This is a genomic window from Arthrobacter sp. LjRoot78 (assembly GCF_964254335.1).
Lineage (GTDB): Bacteria > Actinomycetota > Actinomycetes > Actinomycetales > Micrococcaceae > Arthrobacter.
This window is the reverse complement of record NZ_CAXUTG020000001.1, coordinates 3,755,099-3,779,397: the sequence shown is the minus strand read 5'-3', so window position 1 is coordinate 3,779,397 and position 24,299 is coordinate 3,755,099. Positions and strand designations below refer to the sequence as shown.

General features: G+C 66.6%; 18 protein-coding genes. 9 read left to right on the top strand and 9 right to left on the bottom strand.

Annotation, left to right across the window (positions count from 1 at the left end):
• Positions 1 to 1,440 (bottom strand): NAD-dependent malic enzyme, encoded by a 1,440-nt coding sequence (locus ACSQ1X_RS17545; protein WP_436058598.1) that lies wholly within the window; start codon positions 1,438 to 1,440, stop codon positions 1 to 3.
• Positions 1,441 to 1,661: 221 nt separating this feature from the next.
• Between ACSQ1X_RS17545 and ACSQ1X_RS17540 the strand changes: the two genes are divergently transcribed.
• Entirely contained in the window at positions 1,662 to 2,417 is a 756-nt protein-coding gene (locus ACSQ1X_RS17540) for an IclR family transcriptional regulator (protein WP_011693256.1), read from the top strand.
• Between the two features lie 167 nt (positions 2,418 to 2,584).
• Here ACSQ1X_RS17540 and ACSQ1X_RS17535 read toward each other — a convergent pair whose 3' ends face one another.
• The 4 genes from ACSQ1X_RS17535 to pucL form a co-directional block, all read right to left on the bottom strand.
• Positions 2,585 to 4,147 (bottom strand): NCS1 family nucleobase:cation symporter-1, encoded by a 1,563-nt coding sequence (locus tag ACSQ1X_RS17535; RefSeq protein WP_436058597.1) that lies wholly within the window; start codon positions 4,145 to 4,147, stop codon positions 2,585 to 2,587.
• A gap of 118 nt (positions 4,148 to 4,265) precedes the next feature.
• The gene (locus ACSQ1X_RS17530) at positions 4,266 to 5,090 is read right to left on the bottom strand and encodes a MurR/RpiR family transcriptional regulator (RefSeq protein ID WP_436058596.1); all 825 of its coding nucleotides are present in this window, start codon (positions 5,088 to 5,090) and stop codon (positions 4,266 to 4,268) included.
• Positions 5,091 to 5,194: 104 nt separating this feature from the next.
• Complete coding sequence (locus ACSQ1X_RS17525) at positions 5,195 to 6,700, bottom strand: nucleobase:cation symporter-2 family protein (protein ID WP_055807230.1); 1,506 nt, start codon at positions 6,698 to 6,700, stop codon at positions 5,195 to 5,197.
• Positions 6,701 to 6,893: 193 nt separating this feature from the next.
• Positions 6,894 to 7,802, bottom strand: a complete 909-nt coding sequence (gene pucL, locus ACSQ1X_RS17520) for a factor-independent urate hydroxylase (protein WP_436058595.1) — start codon at positions 7,800 to 7,802, stop codon at positions 6,894 to 6,896.
• Positions 7,803 to 8,165: 363 nt separating this feature from the next.
• On the opposite strand from pucL, the gene ACSQ1X_RS17515 reads away from it, so the two are divergent.
• Positions 8,166 to 8,354: a hypothetical protein gene (locus tag ACSQ1X_RS17515; RefSeq protein ID WP_436058594.1), complete on the top strand. Its 189-nt coding sequence runs from the start codon at positions 8,166 to 8,168 to the stop codon at positions 8,352 to 8,354.
• A 68-nt stretch (positions 8,355 to 8,422) separates the two neighbouring features.
• Here ACSQ1X_RS17515 and ligD read toward each other — a convergent pair whose 3' ends face one another.
• Complete coding sequence (gene ligD / locus ACSQ1X_RS17510; protein WP_436058593.1) at positions 8,423 to 9,667, bottom strand: non-homologous end-joining DNA ligase; 1,245 nt, start codon at positions 9,665 to 9,667, stop codon at positions 8,423 to 8,425.
• A 44-nt stretch (positions 9,668 to 9,711) separates the two neighbouring features.
• Positions 9,712 to 11,076, bottom strand: coding sequence for an 8-oxoguanine deaminase (locus ACSQ1X_RS17505; RefSeq protein WP_436058592.1), 1,365 nt, complete (start codon positions 11,074 to 11,076; stop codon positions 9,712 to 9,714).
• A gap of 410 nt (positions 11,077 to 11,486) precedes the next feature.
• On the opposite strand from ACSQ1X_RS17505, the gene ACSQ1X_RS17500 reads away from it, so the two are divergent.
• The 7 genes from ACSQ1X_RS17500 to ACSQ1X_RS17470 all read left to right on the top strand — a co-directional run bounded on the left by ACSQ1X_RS17500 (position 11,487) and on the right by ACSQ1X_RS17470 (position 20,646).
• Positions 11,487 to 11,981, top strand: a complete 495-nt coding sequence (locus tag ACSQ1X_RS17500; RefSeq protein ID WP_028271151.1) for a nucleoside deaminase — start codon at positions 11,487 to 11,489, stop codon at positions 11,979 to 11,981.
• Between the two features lie 14 nt (positions 11,982 to 11,995).
• Positions 11,996 to 13,507, top strand: a complete 1,512-nt coding sequence (locus ACSQ1X_RS17495) for an NCS2 family permease (protein ID WP_436059366.1) — start codon at positions 11,996 to 11,998, stop codon at positions 13,505 to 13,507.
• Between the two features lie 218 nt (positions 13,508 to 13,725).
• Positions 13,726 to 15,033 carry an XdhC family protein gene (locus ACSQ1X_RS17490; RefSeq protein WP_436058591.1) on the top strand — a complete coding sequence of 436 codons (1,308 nt, stop codon included), beginning with the start codon at positions 13,726 to 13,728 and terminating at the stop codon, positions 15,031 to 15,033.
• A complete protein-coding gene (locus ACSQ1X_RS17485; protein WP_436058590.1) occupies positions 15,024 to 16,034 on the top strand; it encodes an FAD binding domain-containing protein in 1,011 nt (336 codons plus the stop codon). Before ACSQ1X_RS17490 ends, ACSQ1X_RS17485 begins: the two co-directional genes overlap by 10 nt.
• Positions 16,035 to 16,036: 2 nt before the next feature.
• Positions 16,037 to 18,910: a molybdopterin-dependent oxidoreductase gene (locus ACSQ1X_RS17480; protein WP_436058589.1), complete on the top strand. Its 2,874-nt coding sequence runs from the start codon at positions 16,037 to 16,039 to the stop codon at positions 18,908 to 18,910.
• Positions 18,911 to 18,917: 7 nt separating this feature from the next.
• Entirely contained in the window at positions 18,918 to 19,901 is a 984-nt protein-coding gene (locus tag ACSQ1X_RS17475) for an aldo/keto reductase (RefSeq protein ID WP_055807669.1), read from the top strand.
• 94 nt (positions 19,902 to 19,995) lie between these two features.
• Positions 19,996 to 20,646 (top strand): uracil-DNA glycosylase, encoded by a 651-nt coding sequence (locus ACSQ1X_RS17470; RefSeq protein WP_436058588.1) that lies wholly within the window; start codon positions 19,996 to 19,998, stop codon positions 20,644 to 20,646.
• A 6-nt stretch (positions 20,647 to 20,652) separates the two neighbouring features.
• Here ACSQ1X_RS17470 and nboR read toward each other — a convergent pair whose 3' ends face one another.
• A complete protein-coding gene (gene nboR, locus ACSQ1X_RS17465) occupies positions 20,653 to 21,261 on the bottom strand; it encodes a nicotine blue oxidoreductase (RefSeq protein WP_436058587.1) in 609 nt (202 codons plus the stop codon).
• Positions 21,262 to 21,345: 84 nt separating this feature from the next.
• Complete coding sequence (aceE, locus tag ACSQ1X_RS17460) at positions 21,346 to 24,114, bottom strand: pyruvate dehydrogenase (acetyl-transferring), homodimeric type (protein ID WP_436058586.1); 2,769 nt, start codon at positions 24,112 to 24,114, stop codon at positions 21,346 to 21,348.
• Positions 24,115 to 24,299 lie beyond the last annotated feature (185 nt).

The window sequence follows — 24,299 nt, the reverse complement described above, 5'->3', positions numbered from 1 at the left end:
TCAGGCGTTGGCGGGTTCTAGGGCTGCAGTGGCTGCGTTTGCTGCATTGGCCGCCCGTGCTGCGTGCGCTGCGTTGGCTACGGCCGCGGCAACGTCGGCGGCAACGTGCGGGTCAAAAACGCTGGGGATGATGTAGCTGGCATTGAGTTCGTCGTCAGCCACGCGGTTGGCGATGGCTTCGGCTGCGGCCACGAGCATGTCCGGCGTGATGTCCGAGGCGCCGGCATCGAGCAGCCCGCGGAAGAACCCCGGGAATGCCAGGACGTTGTTGATCTGGTTGGGGAAGTCGCTGCGCCCCGTAGCCACCACTGCCGCATGCTTCGACGCTACCACCGGGTCGATTTCCGGGGTGGGGTTAGCCATGGCGAATACGATCGCATCCTTGGCCATGGCGGCCACCTGCTCCTCGCCGATCACGTGCGGGGCGCTGACGCCGATGAAGACGTCCGCTCCGACGAGTGCCTCGTGCAGGGTGCCGGAGAAGCCTTCCTCGTTGGTGTTGGCCGCGATCCAGCTGCGGTGTTCGTCGCTGTATTCCGCGCCGGAGTGGATGGCGCCTGAGCGGCCGGCGGCGATGATGTGCTGCGCGCCCTGAGCCTTGAGGAGCTGGATGATGGCCGAGCCCGCGGCGCCGACTCCGGACACCACGATCCTGACGTCGGCGAGCTTCTTGCCCACTACGCGCAGCGCGTTGACTAGCGCCGCCAGGGTGACGATTGCCGTTCCGTGCTGGTCGTCGTGGAAGACCGGGATGTCCAGTTCCTCGCGGAGCCGGTTTTCGATCTCGAAGCAGCGCGGGGCGGCAATGTCCTCAAGGTTGATGCCGCCGTAGACGGGGGCCATGGCCTTGGCGATCATAATGATTTCCTCGGTGTCCTGGGTGTCCAGGCAGACCGGCCATGCGTCAACGTTGGCGAACTGCTTGAACAGGGCGGCCTTGCCTTCCATCACGGGCAGGGCCGCGGCCGGGCCAATGTTGCCCAGGCCAAGGACGGCTGAACCGTCGGTCAGGACGGCGATGGTGTTGCGCTTAACGGTCAGGTTGCGTGCCGCTGAGGGGTCCTCCGCGATGGCCAGGCAGACGCGGGCGACGCCGGGGGTGTAGGCGCGGGACAGGTCGTCGCGGTTGCGGAGGGCGACCTTCGGGACCACCTCGAGCTTGCCGCCGAGGTGCATCAGGAACGTGCGGTCGGAGACATGCTGGACCGTAACGCCGTCGAGCGCGTTCAGGGCGTCCTTGACGCGGGCGGCGTGTTCGTCGTCGGTGGTGTTGCAGGTGACGTCCACAACCAGGGTCTCGTGGTGGGACTCGGTGACGTCCAGGGCGGTGATGGCTGCGCCGGCAGCTCCGACGGCGGCGGCCAGTTCGCTGGTCGCGGTGAAGCTGGACGGCGCCTCAACGCGCAGGGTGATCGAATTTCCGGGGCTCGGGTTCGCCATTGAATGTTCCTCCTCGTCGGGCCCGGACGCTGAGTGCCTCCGGGCGTACTGCTCAATCAAATATTTTCGTATTATGGATATTATTATCTACTTTGTGGAAACACAAGCCCTGAAAGTGCATCGACGGAGGCGTGCGCGTGCTGTATCTTGGGTCTTCTAAGCAATTTTTTTCACGATGTGGATAAGAGTTGTCGGAACCGATACCGCAGGAGACCACGGTTATGGCTGAAAAAGCCCCGGGAGGCGTGCAGTCCGTTGAGCGCGTCTTCGAACTTTTGGAACTGATCACTGATGCCGGCGGAGACGTCACGCTCAGCGAGCTCTCGTCCTCCACCGACCTGCCGCTTCCCACGATCCACCGCCTGCTGCGCACGTTGGTCACGCTGGGCTACATCCGCCAGCTGCCCAACCGCCGCTATGCCCTCGGCCCGCGGCTCATCCGGCTCGGCGAAGGCGCCAACAAGCAGCTTGGTGCACTCGCCCGGCCGCAGCTCAAGTCCCTCGTGGACCGGCTGGGGGAGACCTCCAACATGGCGGTGCTGGACTCGGACATGGTCATTTACGTGGCCCAGGTCCCGTCCCTGCACTCCATGCGCATGTTCACCGAAGTGGGCCGCCGCGCCCACACCCACGCCACCGGCGTGGGCAAGGCGATCTTGGCCCAGCTCGACGACGAGACCGTGCGCGGGATCGTCCAGCGCAGCGGCATGCCCACGCCCACTCCCAAGAGCATCGGCGACATCGATTCCCTGCTCCTTGACCTGAAGCTGATCCGTGAACGCGGCTACTCCATCGATGAGGAGGAGCAGGAGATCGGCGTCCGCTGCTTTGCGATGGCGGTCCCGAACGCGCCGACGCCCACGGCCATTTCCGTGTCCGGGCCGGTGTCCCGCGTGGACCAGTCCTTCGCCGAACGCGCCGTGCCGCTGCTGCGCGAAGCAGCCCAGGCAATCTCGGACGAGCTCAACCAAAACTGACCCCCGCCGTCGTACGTCCCGCCGTACCTCCAAGCGCGAACGGGCACTTAAGCCCCCTACTCCGAGCGCGAACGGGCACTTGCGGCCCGTCTTCCTGATGGCAGGGGGCCGCAAGTGTCCGTTCGCGCTTGACAACTGGAGGGCCAGGGTTTCGACGGCGGCGGGTGCTAAACCAGCGTGCCGTCGCTGACCGCTCCGCTGTCCTCCCCGGCGGGTTCGAGCGAGATCATCGGGGACTTGCGCTCCAGCGCCCGGAAGACGACGAAGCCGAGGGCGCATCCGAGGAACCAGCTGTAGTTGCCGATCCAGGTGGCGTTCACCGAGGTGGCGCCGGTGTCGAGCAGGATCTTGGGGATTACCACGGACGCGATGGAGATGGCGCCGCTGATGGCCACCGCCTTGACCGCGTTCGGGTTGTAGCCGTTGCGGAACCAGTACCGGCCGGTGGTCTTCAGCGTGTACATGTCGTCCACCCAGACTTTCTGTCGGCTCACCACGTAGTACCCGGCGATCAGGATGCCGAACAGCGGGCCGATCAAGGCGCCCAGGACACCCAGGGTGTAGTGGATGGCGTCGTTGTTGGAGTACCAGTTCCACGGGGTCAGGATAACGGAGCCGACGGCGGCAATCATGCCGCCTGCCCGCCAGCTGATTTTCTGCGGGCTGACGTTGGAGAAGTCGAACGCGGGCGAAATGAAGTTGGCTACGATGTTGATGCCCACGGTGGCGATGACGAAGGTTAGTCCGCCCAGCAGGACGGCGAATACGGTGTCGATTTCCTGGACCGTCTTGACCGGGTCCGTGATGAGGCGGCCGAACACCGGGATGGTGGCCGAAGCCGTGATGACGGTCAGGAGCGAGAAGAACAGGAAGTTCACCGGCAGGCCCAGGAAGTTGCCCTTCTTCACGGCCTTGTAGCTCTTGCCGTAGCGCGCGAAATCGCCGAAGTTGAGCATCGGACCGGAGAAGTAGGAAACCACCAGGGCGATGGCGGAGATCATCACGGGGATGGAGGCTGCGAAATCCAGGGGCGGACCGCTCGAAAGATTCAGGCTGATGTTGCCGATGCCGGCCTTGGAGACCAGGTAAATGGCCAGGACCAGCATCACCACGTAGACGGCGGGACCGGCGAAGTCGATGAACTTTCGGATGCTTTCCATGCCGTTCCAGAACAGCGCGGCCTGGGCCACCCAGAGGATGCCGTAGCAGATCCAGCCCAGGGTGGAGAGTCCCAGGAAACCGTTCTGTTCGACGTCGTACAGCGGTGCCATGCCGGGGAAGAACTTGAGGAAGACGATCACCAGGGCTTCGGAGGCGAGGAAGGTCTGGACGCCGTACCAGGCAACCGCGATCAGCCCGCGGATGATGGCCGGGATGTTGGCGCCCTTGACGCCGAAGACGGCCCGGTTGATGACCGGGTACGGGACACCGGTCAGCTGGCTGGGCTTGGCGACGAGGTTGCAGAAGATGTTGACGATCACGATGCCCGCCAGCAGTGCCACGAGGACCTGCCAGCTGGCCAGGCCCAGGGCGAAGAGGCTGCCGGCCGTGACATAGCCGCCGATGCTGTGGACGTCGGACATCCAGAAGGCGAACAGGTTGTAACTGGTCCAGCGCTGGTTCTTCAGGGGGACGAGGTCCTCATTGCTGAGCTGGGGATCGTAGTCGGGGAGCTGGCCGGTGCGGGCGGGCGCTTCAACCCGGGGTGCGGCCATCGCGGAGTCTGTCATGGTTTCCTCTGAAAGATTGGGACAGCCGCCGATCCGGCCGTTTCACACTTTCAATTAGATGGAACCAATGTTTCAGAGCTGTTTCTGGTGCAAGAAATCCTGTTTACTTCGGGGCGACCTACTTCGCTTCGATTTCGCCCAGGGTGTCGAACAAGCCCGTAACGTCGCGGACGCGCTCGCGCCCGGGCCGTCCGAGGGCTACGAGGACGCCGTTCGCGAGCACGCTGACCAGGCTCATGGCAGCGGCGTAGCTGTCAAAGGCATGCGCGCCGTCCACCGGGCACTCGAGCCACAGCGTGGCGTCCGCGGCCAGCCGGCGTGCGCTCGGGTCCCCGATCAGAACCGTGGTTGCCCCGGTGGCAGACGCTGCCTGGAGGACTTTGCGGAACCCGGCAGGCCGCCGTCGGAAGCCAAACAGGACCACCGCGTCCCCGGCGCCCAGGCCGGCGAGCTCTTCGCCGATGCTCTGCCCGGGCTGCGGCGCCACGGCCACCGCCGGGCGGCACTGGAGGAGCTGCTGACGGAAGTGCAGCGCTACGGGAAAGCTGTTGCGGAAGCCGAGCAGCAGCACGGTTCCGGCGCCGGCGAGCTTGCCGCTGGCCTCCGACAGTTTGTCCTCGTCGAGCGATTCGGCGAGGCGGCGCAGGTTTTCCTGTTCCTGCCCGAAGTGGGCGGCCGGGCCGCCGTCGGACGACTGCGGACCCAGCGGCATCCCGCTGGAACGGATGGACCGGGTGTGTTCCTTGACTTCGTTGAAATCCTCGAAGCCGAGGCGGCGGAACAGCCGGCTCATGGTCGCTTTCGAGACGCCGCTCAGCCTGGCGAGTTCCGCGGCGTTGTAGACGGCGAGGTCCCCGAGGTGGTCCAGGAGGGTGTCCGCCGCCTTCTGCTCCTGGGGGCTCAGCTCTGCATACTGCCGTTCGATTCGTTCATCGATCCTCATGAAACAACCGTCTCACAGCCCGAGCAAAGCGCGAACGGACAGTTACGGCCCTTCGGAAAGGGGCCGTAACTGTCCGTTCGCGCTTGTTGTGCCAGTCGGTGGGCTTAGTGGTCAGATTTCGACGCCGACTCCACCGGGACTTCCTTGCCGTCGCAGTCGATCAGCTTGCCGCCTTCGTAACGGTCGCCGTCCGCCAGGCACTTGAGGTCTTCTTCGCGGACCACGCGGCCGGTGCCGGCCACAAAGACGGACTGGTTCTCGGAATTGCCGGCCTTGAGGTGGTTGAAGAGCAGGTTCAGCAGGATGGCCATGACCGCGGCCGAGCTGATGCCCGAGTGGAAGATGGTGCCGAACCAGGAGGGGAACTTGTCGTAGAACGCCGGCGCGGCGATCGGGATCATGCCGAAGCCGATGGATGCTGCCACGATGATCAGGTTCATGTTGTTCCGGTACTCCACCTTGGCCAGTGTCCGGATGCCGCTGGCGGCAACAGTTCCAAAGAGTACGACGCCGGCACCGCCCAGGACGGGCGTCGGCACCGCCGCGACCACCCGGCCAAGAACCGGCAGGAGGCCCAGGATCACCAGGATCAGGCCGCCGGCGCTGACCACGAAGCGGCTCTTGACGCCCGTGATGGCGACCAGTCCCACGTTCTGGGCAAAGGCGCTCTGGGTGAACGAGTTGAACAGCGGCGAGATGGCGCTGGAGAGCATGTCCGCCCGCAGGCCGTCGCCGATGCGCTTGGAGTCAACCTTGGTGCCCACGATCTCGCCGACTGCGATGATGTCCGCGGAGGTCTCGGTGAGCGTCACCAGGATGACGATCAGCATGGAGATGATCGCGGCGATTTCGAAGGTGGGCGGGCCGAACGCGAACGGGGTGGGGAACGCGACGATTTCGCCCTGGCCCACCTTGGAGAAATCCGCCATGCCGAAGACGAACGCAATCACCGTGCCGAGCACCATGGCCAGCAGGATGGAAAGCCGGGAGATGGCGGCGTTGCCCACTTTGCTGAGCAGCAGCACGATCGCCATGGTGGCTGCGGCCAGGCCGATGTTGGCCATGCTGCCGTAGTTCGGCGCCTTGCTGTTGCCGCCCATGGCCCAGTTGGCCGCGACCGGCATCAGCGTCAGGCCGATGGTGGTGATGACCGTGCCCGTCACCACCGGCGGGAAGAAGCGGATGATCTTGGAAAACAACGGGGTGATGAGCAGGCCGATCAGCGAGGCCGCGATGACCGAGCCAAAGACCGCCTGGATCCCGCCGCCGCCGTGGACGATCGCCACCATGGTGGAAACACCGGCGAAGGACACGCCCTGGACCAGGGGCAACTGGGATCCAAAGAACCGGATGCCTACCGTCTGGAGAATCGTGGCAAGGCCGCCGACGAAAAGGCAGGCCGCGATCAGCAGGCCGATGTCCTGCGATGACATGCCGGCGGCTGCGCCGATGATCAGCGGCGGGGCGATGATGCCGCCGTACATGGTGAGCACGTGCTGGAAGCCGTAGGCGAATGTGCTTCCGAGGGGCAGCCGCTGGTCTTCGGGGCGGTCGGACTGCTTGCGGCCGGTGGCGGCCTTTGCAGCGCCGGATTTCTTCTTGGTGTTCATGGCAGACTTTCTTGGTTCATGGCAGACGTCTTTGTCTGGCTAACGGTGTCTGGCTAACAGTTGTGAATCATTGGTGGGGATTTCGACGGGTTCAATCGACGCGTGGCCGCTGGTCGGTGGCCGCTGGTTGAGCCCGTCGATACCCAAGGGATTTCGACGGGCTCAACCCCAGGCGCGGCCTGCTACGTGCGGCTTAGCAGAAGCCGGCGATGCCGGACCAGGCGATGTCCGCCGGGGCGGCGTCCTCGCGCTGGACGGTGGCCTCGATCAGGCCGTACGGGCGGTCGGCGGCAAAGAAGACCTCGTTGGGGTTATCGAGGCCGAATGGCGAGAGGTCCACCAGGAAGTGGTGCTTGTTGGGCATCGAGAACTTGATTTCGTCGATCTCGCCGTGTGCCTCCAGAACTTTGGCGCCCATGTCGAACAGGGTCTGCTGCAGGGCGTGCGAGTACTTCTCGGTGAAGCCCTCCAGCAGCAGGCTCTTGACGTCTTCGTAGCTCTTGTTGAAATCGAGCGAGCTGAAGTCGGTGTTGGCGTTGAAGCGCCAGCGGGCGGAAACATCCGTCGCAAGGATGCGGTCGGTGGTTTCCGGCAGGGTGGTGTACTTGTCCCGCGGGTAGCCGACGAAGCCGGACTGGGTGGACTTGAGGACGGTGAGGTCCTTCAGGCCCGAGATGAGGTGTGCTGCCCCGCCGTCGCGGACCAAAACCGCAGTGCGGACTTCCTGGCCCTTTCGCACGAAGGAGTGGTCGTGCTCCGCGCCGTGGGCCTGGATCCGGTCCCAGCTGTAGGACTCGGCTTCCCAGCGGCCGCCGGTGACCCAGCCGAAGCTGGACGTGAAGTGCTCGCCCAGCCGCAGGAGGAATGCCTCCGGTGAGCCGACGCCCTCACGGGCAAACGCGTAGATGGTGTTCTTCTGCGTGTCCGTGGCAACGACGTGGCTGTTGTCGCCTTCGAGGTGGGCGGCGGCGAAGTCCCCGCGAAGCTGCGAGGTGACGTTCAGGTCTTCGATCTCGTGGCGGTCGGTGTCGCGAGTGATTTTTACAACCCGGACTTCGGCCTTGCCGTACTGGTTCTGGCCGAGGATGATTTTGCTGCTCATGGTCTGTTCCCAACTTCCGTGATGTGGAACCTAGGTTCCATCATTGAAATTAAGCGCGTGTTTCGCACGCGTTTCTGATGGAGCCGACCCAACAAAAAAGAGCCGGCATCCAATGACGCCAGCTCATTACGACCCTGCCTGCTGCTCCCAGGTTACGTGACCTACGCCACGAGTTGACTTAAAGCGTAGCCGAGCTTTGCCGTGGTGTACATCACTCCTTGAAAAATCCGATTGTGACCGGAAGGCGCCCGGAACCATTGACGAACACCAGGGGCTCACCCTAGGCTATTTCACATAGCAAAAGTTATTTTCCATTTTGCGGAATCTTTGAACGAGCCATCAACCACCTCGGAGGAGGATCAGATGTACCAGCAGGACACAACGCCGGTTGCACCGGCACAGACGGCGGCACCCTCAGTCCAGGAGTTCTACCTCCCCCTTGGAGGCGGAACGGATCCGGACTTCTACCTGCCCGCAGACCGGGAACACGTCCCGGGCCGGTTCTCGCGCTGGGTCCACGGCCTGCCGGGTTTCGGCGGCCAACGTCGGTAACGGGGCTGGCTGCACGCATCCTCGGCTAGCACTTTGCGTTTCGCCTGGCACTGTGCGTGTCGCGGGCCTCAGGACTCCGGGCGCCCCGGCCACTCCCTGCCCGCCCAGGGATCGTAGTCGGCGATGAGCTCCTCCTGCGGCGGACGCTCCGCATCCGGAACGTGCTGCAGGTTCACCCGCACCCGGTACCAGAGCGAGCTTGATCCGCGCATTCCATCGACCAGGATGTCGGCGGGGTGCAGGGCCGGGACGACGTCCGCGTGCAGGGATTTCCACTCGTCGAGTGCCGCGAGCGCCTCGGGCTTGGTCCTGGTCCGGGCCACCTCGATCAGCGGCATCGTCGACTGCCGGCGGCCTGATCCATCACCGCTGCGAGGCGGTTTCTCGGCGGGCCCGAATTCGGCTGCCAGGGCGAGGAGCCCGTCGAGCGTGCCCGCCGCGTCGTCGATCCCGGCGTGAGGGTCGCCGAGGTTCGCAAAGCGCTCCAGCACCGTGGGCACCGTGAACTGTTCCGGCCGGGTGCTGCGGACCTCGTCCCAGGTGAGCGGCGTCGAAACCCGGGCGTCGGGCAGTGGCCGGACCGAGTAGGCGGATGCCACGGTGCGGTCCTTGGCGTTCTGGTTGAAGTCGACGAACACACTCTCGCCGCGTTCCTCCTTCCACCCCCTCGCGGTGGCCAGGCCGGGAGCGCGGTTCTCCACCTCGCGGGCGAGCGTCTCGGCGGCGAGCCGCACGTCGCGGTACGACCACCGCGGCGCAATGCGCACCAGGATGTGTAGTCCGCGCGAGCCGCTCGTCTTCGGCCACCCGACCAGCCCCGCGTCGTCGAGCACCTCACGCGCCACATAGGCGACGTCCACCATTTGAGACCAGTCGACCCCCGGCATCGGATCGAGGTCCACCCGGAGTTCGTCGGGATGCTCGAGGTCCTCGGCGCGTACGGGATGCGGATTGAGGTCCAGGCAGCCAAGATTCACCACCCACGCCAGGCCCGCGGCATTCCGGATAACGGCCTCTTCGGCCGATGTCCCGGAGGCGTAGTGCAGTGTTGCCGTGTCGATGAAGTCGGGGTGGTTTTCGGGCACGCGTTTCTGGAAGAACGGTTCGGCGTCGATGCCCTTCGGGAAGCGCTTGAGCACCATCGGCCGGCCCCCGGCGCCTCGCAGCGCACCATCCGCGACTGCGAGGTAGTAGCGCACCAGGTCGAGCTTGGTCAGCCCGGGCTCGGGGAACACCACCTTGTCCGGGCTCGAGATGCGAACCTCGGCGCCGTCAATGGTGAGGATCTCGGCCGGAGTCTTCGACGGGCTCATGCCGCAACGCTAGCAACGATCGGATGCCGGGGCATAGGCCCCGGCTACCCGTTCACCAGCTTCCGGGCCGCGGCCGAGTGCTCCGCGATTAGCCCGGCAATATCCAGCCCCGGAATCTGCCCGTCGACCACCCGCCATTGACCGCCTACCATCACCCGGTCGGCCCGGTCTGCTGCGCACAGCAGGAGCGCGGCCACCGGATCGTGGCTGCCGGAGAACCGCAGCTCGTCGAGTTTGAACAGGGCCAGGTCCGCCTGCATTCCCGGCGCCAGTTGCCCCAGGTCACCGCGGCCCAGCACGGCCGCCGACCCCCGCGTCGCCCAACCCAGCGCGCGCTCCACCGGGACCTGCGCACCGTAGCGCAGCCGCTGCAGGTACAGCGCCTGCCGCGCCTCCAGGATCATGTTGGAGGCATCGTTCGACGCCGAACCGTCCACTCCCAGCCCCACCGGGACTCCTGCGTCTTCAAGTTCCAGCACGCGTGCCGTGCCTGAAGCCAGCCGCATGTTGGACGTGGGGCAATGCGCGACGGCGGTGCCCGCGGCTCCCAGCGCGGCGATTTCCGAGTCGCTGAAATGGATGCCGTGGCCCAGCCAGGTCCGGTCCGTCAGCCAGCCCACGCTCTCCAGGTATTCCACCGTGCGCAGCCCGAACATCTCCCGGCAGAAGTCCTCCTCGTCCAGGGTTTCGGCCAGGTGCGTGTGCAGCCGGACGTCGTGCCGCTCTGCGAGTGAGGCGCTTTCGGCCATGATCTCCTTGGTCACGGAAAACGGCGAACACGGGGCCAGGGCAATCTGGATCACGGCACCGTCGCCGCGCTCGTGGTACTCGCGGATGAGCCGTTCGCTGTCCGCCAGGATCACCTCCGGCGCCTGGACGGTGGACTGCGGCGGCAGCCCGCCGTCGTCCTCCCCGAGCGTCATGGAACCGCGCGTGAGCGTGGCCCGCATGCCCAGCTCCCGCACCGCGCGGACCTCGATGTCGATGGCGTCCTCCATGCCGGCCGGGAAGAGGTAGTGGTGGTCAGCGGCAGTGGTGCAGCCGGAGAGCAGCAGCTCCGCAAGGGCAACCGTAGCGGCCAGTTCCAGGTCCCGCGGCGTGAGCCGCGCCCAGACCGGGTACAGGTTCTGCAGCCACGGGAACAGCGGGGCGTTGGCCACCGGACCCCAGGCGCGCGTCAGCGTTTGGTAAAAGTGGTGGTGGGTGTTGATCAGGCCGGGAAACAGGACGTGGCTGCCGGCGTCGAACGTTTCCCGGCAGGGACCTGACGGCAACTGGCCGGCGGCGAGCACTTCCGTGATGACACCGCCGCTCACCACGATGCCGCCGGAGGCGTCCAGGGTGTTGGCGGTGAAGGCCGCGAGCGGGTTCCGGATCCAGAGCCGGTGCGCGGAGGGTCGGGTAGCCATAGGGGGGAGTCCTGTCTGAGCGTGCGGATGAAATGCCAGCTCAGTGAGGGCCTGTCTGCTGATCCAGGCTCCCGGCGCAGTCGAAGGCGAGCGCCGGTTGGGCATCAGCGTAGGACGGCGGGAAGCGCCGCGTCAACGCACTGGATTGTGACAGCCTGCGGCCCCCCTTCCGGGGCCCCGCCCGGCCGACTAAATTTCACATCACGAAATTAACTTTCCAAAACCTATGGCGCAGCTCACGTTCCGGTGCTAATCTCGATTTTGCCAAAGGCGGGCCCCCGGACTCCGGGGAAGCTATCTACCAGGCGCAACTTAACCTTCAAAAGCACATGCTGAAGCCTGGTAACCGTCGCATCTGGCCATTTCGTCCCACCTCGGCGTACCGGCTTCCCAGCAAAGGGAGTCGCATCATGAGTACCACCGTCACGGCCCAGGATTACCTGGCCAAATCAATCAGGTTGGCCACGGCCAACGTCCTGAACAGCGGCGGCCCGTTCGGCGCCGTCATCGTCACGGCAGACGGAAAAACGTTCGGCGGCGTCAACCGCGTCACCGCCACGAATGACCCCACAGCCCACGCCGAAGTCACGGCCATCCGCCGCGCCTGCAGCGAGCTGGGCACGTTCGACCTCACCGGCGCAACCCTCTACACCAGCTGCGAGCCGTGCCCCATGTGCCTCGCGTCGGCGCTGTGGGCCAGGGTGGAGCGGGTGGTGTTTGCGGCGGACCGGCACGACGCCGCCTCCGTGGGCTTCGACGACGCCGTGTTCTACGAGTACTTCGAAAACGGCGGGCGCGACGCGCTCATGCCGGTGGCCAAGCTGGAACTCGACGACCCGCAGGCACCGCCGATCCTCGAACCCTTCAACACCTGGAATACGCTCGACTCCAGGATTGACTACTAGGGCCGGTGGCTGAGATGACAATCCTGGACACCACCACGGGCGGGCATCCGCAAGGCAACGGGCAGCGGCCTGCCGCACCCAAGCGCCCGCAGCCGACGAACGCTTTCCTGGACCGCTTCTTCGATATCACCAAGCGCGGTTCCACTGTGGTCCGCGAGGTGCGCGGCGGCCTGGTCACGTTCTTTACCATGGCCTACATCGTCATCCTGAACCCGCTGATCCTTGGTGGCTTCAGCGCGGACAATGCCCCCACCGATGTTGCCGGCGGCTGGCTGTCCGCAGCGCAGGTGGGCGCGGTCACCGGCCTCACCGCCGGCGTCATGACCATCCTGTTCGGGCTGATCGCCAACCTGCCCTTCGGGCTCGCGGCCGGCCTGGGCATCAACTCCTTCCTTGCCGTGGCCGTGATCCAGGAGGTCACCTGGGCCGAGGCCATGGGCCTGGTGGTCATCAACGGCATCCTGATCGTCCTCTTCGGTGTCACCGGCGCCCGGACCGCCATCTTCCGGGCGGTTCCCAAGGAGCTCAAGGCCGCTATCACGGTGGGCATCGGCCTGTTCATCGCCTTCATCGGGTTCGTGGATTCCGGCTTTGTCCGGGCCACCACGGCCGGTCCTCCGGTCCAGCTGGGCGACAACGGATCCATCACCTCGGTTCCCACCCTGGTGTTCATTGTGGGCCTGCTGGTCATGGGAGTCCTCGTGGCCCGGAAGGTGCAGGGCGGCCTGCTGATCGGCATCGTGGCCACCACCGCACTGGCCGCCGTGGTTGAGGCCGTTATGAAGATCGGCCCCGGCAGCGCGAGCAACCCCGGCGGCTGGCACCTGAACACCCCTGTCCTCTCCGGCCACCTGGTGTCCGCCCCGGACCTGTCCCTGGTGGGCCAGTTCGACCTGTTCGGCGCCTTCGGCCGGATCGGCGGGCTCGCCGCAACCATGCTGGTGTTCACGCTGGTGTTCACCAATTTCTTCGACGCCATGGGCACCATGACCGGCCTGGCCAAGAGCGCCGGCGTGGCGCACAAGGACGGCACGTTCCCCCGGCTGAAGTCGGCCTTTATCGTTGAAGGCCTGGGAGCCGTGGCCGGAGGTGCGACCTCGGGGTCGTCCAACACCGTGTACATCGATTCCGCCGCGGGCATCGGGGAAGGGGCCCGTACCGGGCTGGCCTCCGTGGTCACGGGTGTGCTGTTCCTGGGCTCGATGTTCCTGACACCGCTCACTTCGGTGGTGCCGCTGGAAGTTGCCGCCGCCGCCCTGGTGGTGGTGGGCGCGATGATGATGGCCCAGATCCGCGAGATCAAGTTCAGCAAATTCTCCGTGGCGCTGCCGGCGTTCCTGACCATCGTCACCATGCCGCTGAGCTACTCCATCGCCAACGGCATCGGCGTCGGCTTCATCTCCTGGGCGGTCATCAGCGCCTGCTCGGGCAAGATCCGGAAAGTGCACCCACTCATGTGGGTGGTCACGGCCGGCTTCCTGGTGTACTTCGCCCGCGGTCCCATTAACGCCCTGCTGGGCGCGTAGGAACCCGGACGTAGGAACACCCTTAGACCGGACCGGGGCAGGCAGATGGGGCCGGCCCCGGTCCACCAAAATGCGGTCCGCCAACTGGCGGCCAACTCAATCGCAGTAAAAACTGCAATGAAACTGACGCAGGCGCCACAACTGCCGGTGCTTCCCCCGGCGCAGGATAGGAACGAGAATATGGACACCATCGCCGCACAGGAAAAGGGAGTGCAGCAATGTTGGATCTGATGCCCTCACTCAGGGAGTGGCAGCCCGCCGTCACCGGCCAGCGCTGCGCAGTGGCCACCGTGGTGGGCGCGGGCGGATCCGTGCCGAGGCCGCTGGGCACGTCCATGCTCGTGTCCGAAGCCGGCGAAGTGCTGGGGAGCCTGTCCGGCGGCTGCGTTGAAGGCGCCGTGGTGGAGGCGGCTTTGCAGGCGATGCACGACGGCGGCACACGCCGTGAGTTTTTCGGCTACAGCGCCGAGGACGCGTTTGCCGTCGGGCTCACCTGCGGCGGTGAGCTGGAGATCCACATCGAGCCGCTGGGCTCGGCGCCCCAAGGGCTCCGGCTGGAGAAGCTGCGGACCCTTGCCGGTCCCGGACCCGCCAGCGCTCTCGCGCTGATCCGGAGGGTGGACGCGAACGGGGGCGGCGCCGTCGTGATCCCGGATCCGGCCAGCTTCCGGGTGGATTCCTCGGCTGAACTTGCGGCGCTGATGGGACTGGCATCCATCGGCGCACCGCCCGCACGGCAGTTGCTGCGGGCAGCCGCTGCCCAACTGGAACCGCTGCTCCGCGACGGCCGGACCGGCCTGGTGCGGCTTGCCCCGCCGGAGGGCTGCGTTTCCGGCGCAACGGTGCCACAGAACCACGCTACGAACTCGGCCACCGGCCCGGAACCGAGCCCGGAGCCGATCAGCCTGCTTGTCGAGAGCCGGCTGCCACCCGCCCGGCTGCTGATCTTCGGCGCCAACGACTTCGGCGCAGCCCTGCTGCCCGCCGCCCAGTTGCTGGGCTATTACGTGACGCTGTGCGATGCCCGGCCGGCCTTCGCAAGCCAGTCACGCTTCGCCGGTGCGGAGCAGGTGGTCACGGCCTGGCCGCACCGCTACCTGGCCGGGGAAGCAGCGGCAGGACGGATCGACGCCCGGACCGTGGCGTGCGTCCTGACCCACGATCCCAAATTCGACATTCCGCTGCTGCAAACCGCGCTGGGCCTGGACCTGGCCTATGTCGGCGCGATGGGATCGCGCCGCAGCCACCGGCAGCGCGTCGACTCATTGCTTGCCGCGGGCGTCACCGCCGAAGACCTGTCCCGGCTGCATTCGCCCATCGGACTGGACCTCGGTGCAGTCACCCCGGCCGAAGTGGCGGTGTCCATCACCGCCGAACTCGTGGCCAGCCGCAGCCGCACCGCCGGTGCATCCGTGCAGGCATCGTCGCTGAAGGACGGTGCCGGCCCCATTCACACCGGCCCCATCCACACCGTTACAACTCAGAACTTCAGCACCCCGCAACACCAGGAGACCCCATGGACATGAACACCATCGAGGCCGTGGTCCGCACCCAGGACCCGGCAGAATGGCGCGACGGCGATGCCTGGCTCGCCGGCGGAACAGTCCTCTTCTCCTACGGGAGCCTCGCCTTCGGCAAGGAGCCGCTTCGGCGCCTGTTGGACCTCGGTGACTCCGGCTGGCCCGCCGTCACGGTGACGGATAACGGCATCGAGCTTGCAGCGACCTGCACAGTGGCCGAACTCTATGCCCTGCCGGAGTCCGATGCCGTGGCGCCTGCCGCCGGGCCCGCTTCCGCCAGCCAGGACAGGGCAGCTGCCTGGACCGCCCTGGACCTCATCCGGCCCTGCTGCGACTCCTTCGTGGCCTCATTCAAGGTGTGGAACATGTCCACCGTGGGAGGCAACCTCTGCACCTCGCTGCCGGCCGGGCCCATGATCTCGCTGTGCGCCGCCCTCGACGGGCAAGCTACTGTGCTGGGCCCCGGCGGGACCAGCCGCACGGTGCCGGTGGCCAGCTTCGTCACGGGGGACGGCAAGAACTGCCTGGCACCCGGCGAACTCCTGCGCAGCATCCACCTCCCGGCGTCGGCGCTTGCGTCCCGCGTGGCGTTCCGGCGCCTGTCGCTGAGCAACCTGGGACGGTCCGGGGTGCTGCTGATCGGAAGGCTCGACGCCGACGGCACCCTGGTCCTCACCGTCACCGCCGCCACGAAGCGCCCCGTGCAGCTGCGCTTCGCCGCGCAGTCCGACGCTACGGTCTCCGCAGCTACCCTCGTCGAAGCGCTCGACGCCGCCATCCCGGCGGAGCTCTACCACGACGACATCCACGGGCTGCCCGCCTGGCGGAAGGACATGACCTACCGGCTCGCGGAGGAAATCAGGGCAGAACTGGCAGCCCCTGCCGGGGTTCCGCCGGCCCGTGTTTCCGGGGACTTCTGGCCGCCGCAGCGAAAATCTCCACAGCACTCAGCTTCACCACAGCAAACGTCTTCACCGCAGGCTTCGCCTCAGCAGGAAGGGGCCTGAGCATGGCCAACGAGACCACCCGCGCCATTGAAATCAACGGCGTCCCGGCTGCGGCCGAGCCGCGTCCCGGGCAGTGCCTGCGCACCTTCCTGCGGGAGCAGGGCAACTTCGGCGTCAAGAAAGGCTGCGACGGCGGCGACTGCGGCGCCTGCACGGTCCACGTGGACGGCACGCCCGTCCACAGCTGCATCTACCCGGCCGTTCGGGCCGAAGGGCACGCCGTCACCACTATTGAGGGGCTGGCAGGGACCTGTGGAAGCGCCGACGGAACCGCGTCCGACGCCGACGCCCTCCACCCGATGCAGCAGCAGTTCCTGGACCGCCAGGGGTTCCAGTGCGGATTCTGCACTGCCGGCATGGTGATGACGGCCGCCACGTTCGACGAGGAGCAAAAGGAAAACCTGCCCCGGAACCTCAAGGGAAACCTTTGCCGCTGCACCGGCTACCGGGCCATCGAGGACGCCGTCTGCGGCCGTGAAGGGCACCCGGACCCCAAGGGTCCCGGTTCGGGGATCGCCGGCGAAGGGCAGCCCGAGCCCAAGCCGGGCCAGCTTGGTGCCGATGTTCCCGCCCCGGCGAGCCTCGCCGTCGTGACAGGAAGGGCCCGCTACACACTGGACGTGCCCGCGGAGGAACTGCCCGGACTGCTGCACCTGAAACTCCTGCGGTCACCGCACGCCCACGCCCGGGTGCTTTCCATCGACTCAACCGCCGCACTGGAGATCCCCGGCGTGGTGGCCGTCTTCACCCACGAGGACGCCCCCGCGCAGCTGTTCTCCACGGCCCAGCATGAGCTGTACACCGACGATCCGGACGACACCCGGGTCCTGGACGACGTCGTCCGGTTCATCGGGCAGAAAGTTGCCGCCGTCGTCGCCGATTCCGTGGCGGCGGCGGAAGCCGGCGTGCGCGCCCTCAACGTCGATTACGAGGTGCTGGAGGCGGTCTTCACTCCCGAGGAAGCGATGCGCCCCGGGGCCCTGGCGGTCCACGGCGGGAAGGACGCGGCCACGGCGCGCATCAGCCGGCCCGAACAGAACGTTGTGGCGGAGCTGCATTCGGAACTGGGCAGCGTAGCCGCCGGGTTTGCCGAGGCCGACTTCATCCATGAGCAGACCTACCGGACCCACCGCGTGCAGCACACTGCGCTGGAAACGCACGCCGCGATCGCCTCGGTCGACGACGACGGCCGGCTCCAGGTCCGCACCTCCAGCCAGGTCCCGTTCCTGGTCCGGCGCACCCTCGCGCGGGTCTTTGACCTGCCCGAGGAACAGATCCGCGTGGTGGCCGGCCGCGTGGGAGGCGGCTTTGGCGGCAAGCAGGAAGTGCTCACCGAGGACGTCGTGGCCCTGGCCGCGCTGAAACTGAAGCGCCCCGTGCAGCTCGAATTCACCCGGACCGAGCAGTTCACGGCCGCCACCACCCGGCACCCGTTCACCATCCACCTCAAGGCCGGGGCCAGTAGGGACGGCCGGCTCACCGCGCTGCAGCTGGACGTGCTCACCAACACCGGCGCCTACGGCAACCATGCCCCGGGCGTGATGTTCCACGGCTGCGGCGAATCCCTCGGCGTGTACAAGTGCGCCAACAAGAAGGTGGACGCCCACGCGGTGTACACGAACACGGTGCCGTCCGGCGCGTTCCGGGGCTACGGCCTGAGCCAGATGATCTTCGCCATCGAGTCGGGCATCGACGAGCTCGCCACCGGGATCGGGATGGATCCGCTGGAGTTCCGCCGCCGCAACATGGTCCTCGAAGGTGACGACATGCTCTCCACGCACTCCGAACCGGAAGAGGACGTGCACTACGGCAGCTACGGGCTGGACCAGTGCACCAGCCTGGTGCAGGACGCGCTGGCCCGCGGGCTCGAACGCTACCGGGCCGCCGGCCTCGATGACCTGGGCCCGGACTGGGTCACGGGGGAGGGGACGGCGCTGTCCATGATCGACACCGTCCCGCCACGGGGCCACTTTGCCCACTCCAGGCTCCGGCTCCTTCCGGACGGAACGTACGCCGCCGACGTCGGGACCGCCGAATTCGGCAACGGCACCACGACTGTCCACGCCCAGCTCGCGGCCACCGCCCTGTCCACGACGGCGGCGCGAATCACCGTACGGCAGTCGGACACGGACCTGGTGCAGCACGATACCGGCGCGTTCGGCTCGGCCGGAACCGTGGTGGCCGGCAAGGCCACGCTGGCGGCGGCGGAAGAGCTCGCTATCCGGATCCGGGCGTTCGCCGCCGGCATCCGCCAGGTGCAGTCCTCCGGCTGCGTGCTGGACGAGGACGCCGTGGTGTGCGAGGGAACGCGGGTGCCGCTGACGGAAATCTTCGACGCCGCTGCAGCCGCCGGCGTCGAGCTTGCCACCGAGGGGCACTGGGGCGGCACGCCGCGATCGGTGGCGTTCAACGTCCAAGGCTTCCGGGTGGCCGTCAACACCGGAACCGGCGAACTGAAGATTTTGCAGAGCGTGCAGGCCGCCGACGCCGGCGTGGTGGTCAATCCGCGGCAATGCCGCGGGCAGGTCGAAGGCGGGATCGCGCAGGCCCTCGGCGCCGCGCTGTACGAGGAAGTGAAGGTGGACGACGGCGGGAAGGTCACCACGGACATCCTGCGGCAATACCACATCCCCACCTTCGCGGACGTGCCCCGCAGCGAGGTCTATTTCGCCGAGACCAGCGACAAACTGGGCCCGCTCGGGGCGAAATCGATGAGCGAGAGCCCGTTCAACCCGGTGGCACCGGCGCTCGCCAACGCTATCCGGAACGCCACGGGGGTGAGGTTCGCCGAGCTCCCCATCGCACGGGACAAGATCTACCTGGGGCTGAAGGAAGCGGGACTGGCCACGCGCCTTGAGAGCGCTAACGGCCTATAGTCGGATGATGGAAAAGCGATTGTTGGGCAAGACCGGACGGAACGTCTCCATCGTTGGGCTGGGCACGTGGCAGCTTGGCGCGGACTGGGGCAACGTGGACCCCGCGCAGGCGCAGGCCATCCTGGCCGCCTCCGTGGAAGAGGGCGTCACGTTCTTCGACACCGCGGACGTCTATGGCGACGGCCGGAGCGAGCAGGCCATCGGCGCGTTCCTGGCGGACAACCCGGGCCTGGACATCACCGTGGCCACCAAGATGGGCCGCCGGATGGACCAGCAGCCGGAGAACTACAACCTCGCCAACTTCCGTGAGTGGACGGACCGGTCCCGGCGCAACCTGGGCCTCGAGCAGCTGGACCTGGTCCAGCTGCACTGCCCGCCCACCGCCGTGTACAGCAACGCCGAGGTCTACGACGCACTGGACATCCTCGTGGCCGAAGGTGCCATCCGGAACTACGGCGTCAGCGTGGAGCGGACCGACGAAGCCCTCGAAGCCATGCGCCACGAAGGCACGGCCACCGTGCAGATCATCCTCAACGCCTTCCGGCTCAAGCCGCTGGACGAAGTGCTGCCCGCGGCCGAGGCAGCCGGGGTGGGCATCATCGCCAGGGTCCCGCTCGCCTCGGGCCTGCTCTCCGGCAAGTACACCGAGGACACGTCCTTCGCGGCGGACGACCACCGGAACTACAACCGCACCGGCTCCGCGTTCGACGTCGGGGAGACCTTCTCCGGCGTGGACTTCGGGCAGGGCCTCAAAGCGGTGGCCGAGTTCGAGGAACTGGTGCCCGACGGCGTCAGCACCGCACAGGCGGCCATCGCGTGGATCGCGGCGCAGGACGGTGTCAGCACCGTCATCCCGGGGGCGCGGAACGTGGAGCAGGCCCGCTCCAACGCTGCCGCCGCGGGCGTCAGCGGCATCGACGCGACGTTCGACGTAGGTGTCCATGAAATCTACGACCGCTACTTCCGCGAAGCGATCCACCCGCGCTGGTAGCCGGGTCACCTTGGCGCGAACGGGCAGATAATGACCCCAACCCGGCCGCTTTCGAGGGCCATATCTGCCCGTTCGCGCTTGGAAGGGGGCCAACGTGAGCACGCCGTCCATAGCGGCCTTCGTTGACAGGCTCGCGGCCGTGGCAACCGGCCCGGCGTGCAACAACTTCTTCGATCACGCCGTCCCGGAAAATGCGCGGCGGCGGCGGAACCTGCAGATCTACCTCCAGGAAATGCTGGACCGCGCCCCGAAGGTGCTGCTGGTGGGGGAGGCCCCCGGGTTCAGGGGCATGCGGATCACCGGAGTTCCCTTCACGAACCGCACCATGTTTGAGGGGCCGGCCAACAGCTTCGGGCTGTTCGGACCGGGGAAGGGCTACGTGCTGCCGCCGGATGCTGCGGGGATTGCCGCGGAGCCCACCGCAACGGTGATGTGGGACGTGCTGGCCGAGCTGGAATTCCTGCCGCTGCTGTGGAGCGCCTGTCCGTGGCATACGCACGTGGCGGGACGTCCGCTGTCCAACCGCACTCCCACGGCAGCGGAAGCGGCACTCGGAACACCGTTCTGGGAGTCGCTGACGGAGCTGTTTCCCATTGAAACCGTGGTGGCGGTGGGCAACGTGGCGCACCGCAGCCTGCAGCGGAGCGGACTGGACGCGACGAAGATCAGGCATCCCGCCCATGGCGGCCGGTCCGGCTTCAAACGCGGACTGGAGGAGTTGCTCGCAGCGGGAATGCGGCACTGAACTGCTCTAGTCGAGCAGCCCCAGCTGGTCCGGTGAATCCAGGTCCCCGCCGCCGGACTGGTCGCTGCAGTCCACCAGGTCGATGAGTTCCGGGTGGGCCCCGAGGAAGAAGCGTGCACCGGCGTCGCCCGTTGCTGATTCCGCCGCTTCGGCACGCAAGGTGGCGTCCAGCAGCAGCGGATGACCCCGTTCGAGGGCGCCGTCCGGTGCCCGGTAGGCGGCGGCCGTCACCCGGCCTGGCCGGTGCAACGACAGGAGCCGGGCCACTGTTTCCCGGGTCAGCCCGGGCTGGTCGACCAGCGCTATCAGCACATGGTCCCCGGCTGTCGCGGCCGCAACGCCAGACCGGAACGAACCGCCCATCCCGGTCTGCCAGTCAGGGTTCTGGACGACGGTGTACGGGGTCAGGTCCGCGGTGTTGCCGACGTTCGCCGAGTCGGCCCCGAGGACAACCACGACGTCGCGGCAGCCGCCGTCGAGCAGCACCCCGGCGAGCACTTCCACCAGGGTGCGGCCGCGGAACGGCAGCAGGGCCTTGGGGCCCCGCCCCAAACGGGTGCCCGCCCCGGCGGCGAGCAGCACCGCCGTCGTACTCCGTTCCCGTATGTCAGCCATCGCCCCAGCCTATCCAGCCACACGACAGTTGACGGCAGTTGTTCCAGAGGACGACTGCCGTCAACTGTCGTAGGGATGAGCCGCTCAGGCGTCGCCGCCCGCTCCGCCGGTGGTGCCGGCGTTGACATCCAGGAGCTTGTAGCGGTCCATGGCGTACGACGGCGCGCCCTCCTCCACGTCGCCCCTTGCCGCGAGCAGCTGCAACGTCTTCACCACGATGGAGTGGGTGTCGTTCTTGAAGAAGCGGCGTGCCGCGGCGCGGGTGTCGGAGAAGCCGAAGCCGTCCGCGCCGAGCGAGGCGAACTGATGCGGCAGAAATTGCCGGATCTGGTCCGGGACGGCCTTCATGTAGTCCGAGACCGCCACGACGGGGCCCTGCGCATCGGCCAGTTGCTGGGCCACAAACGGGATCCGGGCCGGTTCACCGGGGTTCAGGAAGGCTTCCTCCTCGGCCGCCAGGCCGTCGCGGCGGAGCTCGTTCCAGGACGTGACGGACCAGACGTCCGCCGAGACGCCCCAGTCCTCAGCCAGGATCCGCTGGGCCTCCAGCGCCCACGGCACCGAAACGCCCGAAGCCAGGATCTGGCTCTTCGGACCCTCAGTGCTCGACGCAGACACCCGGTAGATGCCTTTCAGCACACCGTTGACGTCGAGGTTCTCTGGCTCGTTGGGCTGGGTGATGGGTTCGTTGTAGACGGTGATGTAGTACATCAGGTTTTTATCGGATGCGGCTCCGGTTCCTTCGCCGCTTGCAGCCTCAGGTCCATACATGCGCTCGATGCCGTCGCGGACGATGTGGCCCATTTCGTAGCCGTAGGCGGGGTCGTAGGTGACCACTGCCGGGTTGGTGGCGGCGAGGATTGGGGAGTGCCCGTCGGCGTGCTGGAGTCCTTCGCCGGTGAGGGTGGTCCGGCCTGCGGTGGCGCCGATGATGAAGCCGCGGGTCATTTGGTCCGCGGCTGCCCAGAAGGCGTCGCCGGTGCGCTGGAAGCCGAACATGGAGTAGAACACGTAGACCGGGATCAGCGGCACCCCGTGGGTGGCGTAGGCGGTGCCGGCGGCGGTGAAGGCTGCGACGGCGCCGGCTTCGTTGATGCCGGGGTGGATCAGCTGGCCCTGGGCGGATTCCTTGTAGGCCAGGACCAGGTCCCGGTCCACGGACAGGTAGTTCTGGCCCTTGGGGTTGTAGATCTTCGCCGTCGGGAAGAAAGCATCCATGCCGAAGGTCCGGGATTCGTCCGGAACAATGGGAACGATCCGGTGCCCGAACTTCTTGTCGCGGAGCAGGTCCTTGAGGAGCCTGACGAAGGCCATGGTGGTGGCTGCCTGCTGCTTGCCCGTGCCGCGCTTGGCGACATCGAAGGTCTTGGCGTCGGGCAATTCAATGGCCTTGTGGTTGGGCCGGCGCTCGGGCGTGTAGCCTCCTAGTTCCCTTCTTCGTTCAAGGAGGTAGGCGATCTCGGGAGCGTCCGCACCGGGGTGGAAATAGGGCGGGCTGTACGGGTCCTCTTCCAGCCGTGCGTCGGAAATCGGAATCCTCAAGTAGTCCCTGAATTCCTTGAGGTCATCCAGGGTGAGTTTCTTCATCTGGTGGGTGGCGTTGCGGCCTTCGAAGTGCGGTCCGAGTCCGTAGCCCTTGACGGTTTTGGCCAGGATGACGGTGGGTTTGCCCTTGAATTCGGTCGCGGCCTTGTACGCGGCGTAGACCTTGCGGTAGTCGTGGCCGCCGCGCTTGAGGTTCCAGATCTGGTCATCGCTCAGGTCCGCGACCAGTTCCTTGGTCTGCGGGGTCTTCCCGAAGAAGTGCTCGCGGACGAACCCGCCGGACTCGGCCTTGTAGGTCTGGTAGTCCCCGTCCGGGGTTTCGTTCATGATCTTCACCAGCGACCCGTCGGCGTCCCGGGTCAGCAGGTCATCCCACTCCCGGCCCCAGACGACCTTGATGACGTTCCAGCCCGCGCCGCGGAAGAACGCTTCGAGTTCCTGCATGATCTTGCCGTTGCCGCGCACCGGTCCGTCAAGGCGCTGGAGGTTGCAGTTGATCACGAAGTTCAGGTTGTCCAGGTTCTCGTTCGCGGCGAGCTGGAGCAGGCCGCGGGACTCGGGCTCGTCCATTTCCCCGTCGCCCAGGAACGCCCAGACCTGCTGGTCCGAGGTGTCTTTCAGGCCCCGGTTGTGCAGGTACCGGTTGGACTGGGCCTGGTAGATCGCGTTCATCGGCCCGATGCCCATGGACACCGTGGGGAATTCCCAGAAGTCCGGCATCAGCCGCGGGTGCGGGTACGAGGACAGGGCGTGGCCGGCCTTGGACTTTTCCTGCCGGAACCCGTCCAGGTCCTCTTCGCTCAGGCGTCCTTCCATGAACGCGCGGGCGTACATGCCGGGGGAGGCGTGGCCCTGGAAGAAGACCTGGTCCCCGCCGCCGGGGTGGTCCTTGCCGCGGAAGAAGTGGTTGAAGCCGACCTCGTACAGGGTCGCGGCCCCGGCGTAGGTGGAGATGTGCCCGCCCACGCCGATGTTCGGCCGCTGGGACCGGTGCACCATCACCGCGGCGTTCCAGCGCATGTACGCCCGGTAGCGGCGTTCGTATTCCTCGTTCCCGGGGAACTCCGCTTCCTGGTCCACCGGGATGGTGTTCACATAGTCCGTGGTGGTGACCATCGGAACCCCGACGCTCTGGGCGCCGGCACGCTGCAGGAGACTGCGCATGATGTACTGGGCACGCTCGGTGCCCTGTTCCCTGATCAGCGTATCCAGGGACTCAATCCATTCGGCGGTCTCTTCCGGATCACGATCAGGCAGCTGGTTAGTCAACCCGCTGAGGATATGGGAGGTATCTTCTCCTGCAGCCACGGCAGCCTCTTTTCATCTTTGAATGTCTGGGCTCTAAGTTTTCGTATTGTGAGAAAACATTCTTGCCATTCGAGATTATGCAGGAGCGGGCGAGTGGTCAAGGCGGGGTTGTGATCCGGCGCACCGGGACGGCTTCAAGGGTGCTTGCGGACCGATTGTGACAGTGCCGCCTCCTTGACCGCGGC

Bases quoted from the DNA above. Each gene is read 5' to 3' on its own strand.
- ACSQ1X_RS17485 (WP_436058590.1), top strand. From the start codon at position 15,024: ATGGACATGAACACCATCGAGGCCGTGGTCCGCACCCAGGACCCGGCA.
- ACSQ1X_RS17525 (WP_055807230.1), bottom strand. From the start codon at position 6,700: ATGAACACCAAGAAGAAATCCGGCGCTGCAAAGGCCGCCACCGGCCGC.
- nboR (WP_436058587.1), bottom strand. From the start codon at position 21,261: ATGGCTGACATACGGGAACGGAGTACGACGGCGGTGCTGCTCGCCGCC.
- ACSQ1X_RS17540 (WP_011693256.1), top strand. From the start codon at position 1,662: ATGGCTGAAAAAGCCCCGGGAGGCGTGCAGTCCGTTGAGCGCGTCTTC.
- ACSQ1X_RS17530 (WP_436058596.1), bottom strand. From the start codon at position 5,090: ATGAGGATCGATGAACGAATCGAACGGCAGTATGCAGAGCTGAGCCCC.
- ACSQ1X_RS17495 (WP_436059366.1), top strand. From the start codon at position 11,996: ATGACAATCCTGGACACCACCACGGGCGGGCATCCGCAAGGCAACGGG.
- ACSQ1X_RS17535 (WP_436058597.1), bottom strand. From the start codon at position 4,147: ATGACAGACTCCGCGATGGCCGCACCCCGGGTTGAAGCGCCCGCCCGC.
- pucL (WP_436058595.1), bottom strand. From the start codon at position 7,802: ATGAGCAGCAAAATCATCCTCGGCCAGAACCAGTACGGCAAGGCCGAA.
- ACSQ1X_RS17475 (WP_055807669.1), top strand. From the start codon at position 18,918: ATGGAAAAGCGATTGTTGGGCAAGACCGGACGGAACGTCTCCATCGTT.
- ACSQ1X_RS17500 (WP_028271151.1), top strand. From the start codon at position 11,487: ATGAGTACCACCGTCACGGCCCAGGATTACCTGGCCAAATCAATCAGG.
- ACSQ1X_RS17505 (WP_436058592.1), bottom strand. From the start codon at position 11,076: ATGGCTACCCGACCCTCCGCGCACCGGCTCTGGATCCGGAACCCGCTC.
- ACSQ1X_RS17480 (WP_436058589.1), top strand. From the start codon at position 16,037: ATGGCCAACGAGACCACCCGCGCCATTGAAATCAACGGCGTCCCGGCT.
- ACSQ1X_RS17515 (WP_436058594.1), top strand. From the start codon at position 8,166: ATGTACCAGCAGGACACAACGCCGGTTGCACCGGCACAGACGGCGGCA.
- ACSQ1X_RS17490 (WP_436058591.1), top strand. From the start codon at position 13,726: ATGTTGGATCTGATGCCCTCACTCAGGGAGTGGCAGCCCGCCGTCACC.
- ACSQ1X_RS17545 (WP_436058598.1), bottom strand. From the start codon at position 1,440: ATGGCGAACCCGAGCCCCGGAAATTCGATCACCCTGCGCGTTGAGGCG.
- ligD (WP_436058593.1), bottom strand. From the start codon at position 9,667: ATGAGCCCGTCGAAGACTCCGGCCGAGATCCTCACCATTGACGGCGCC.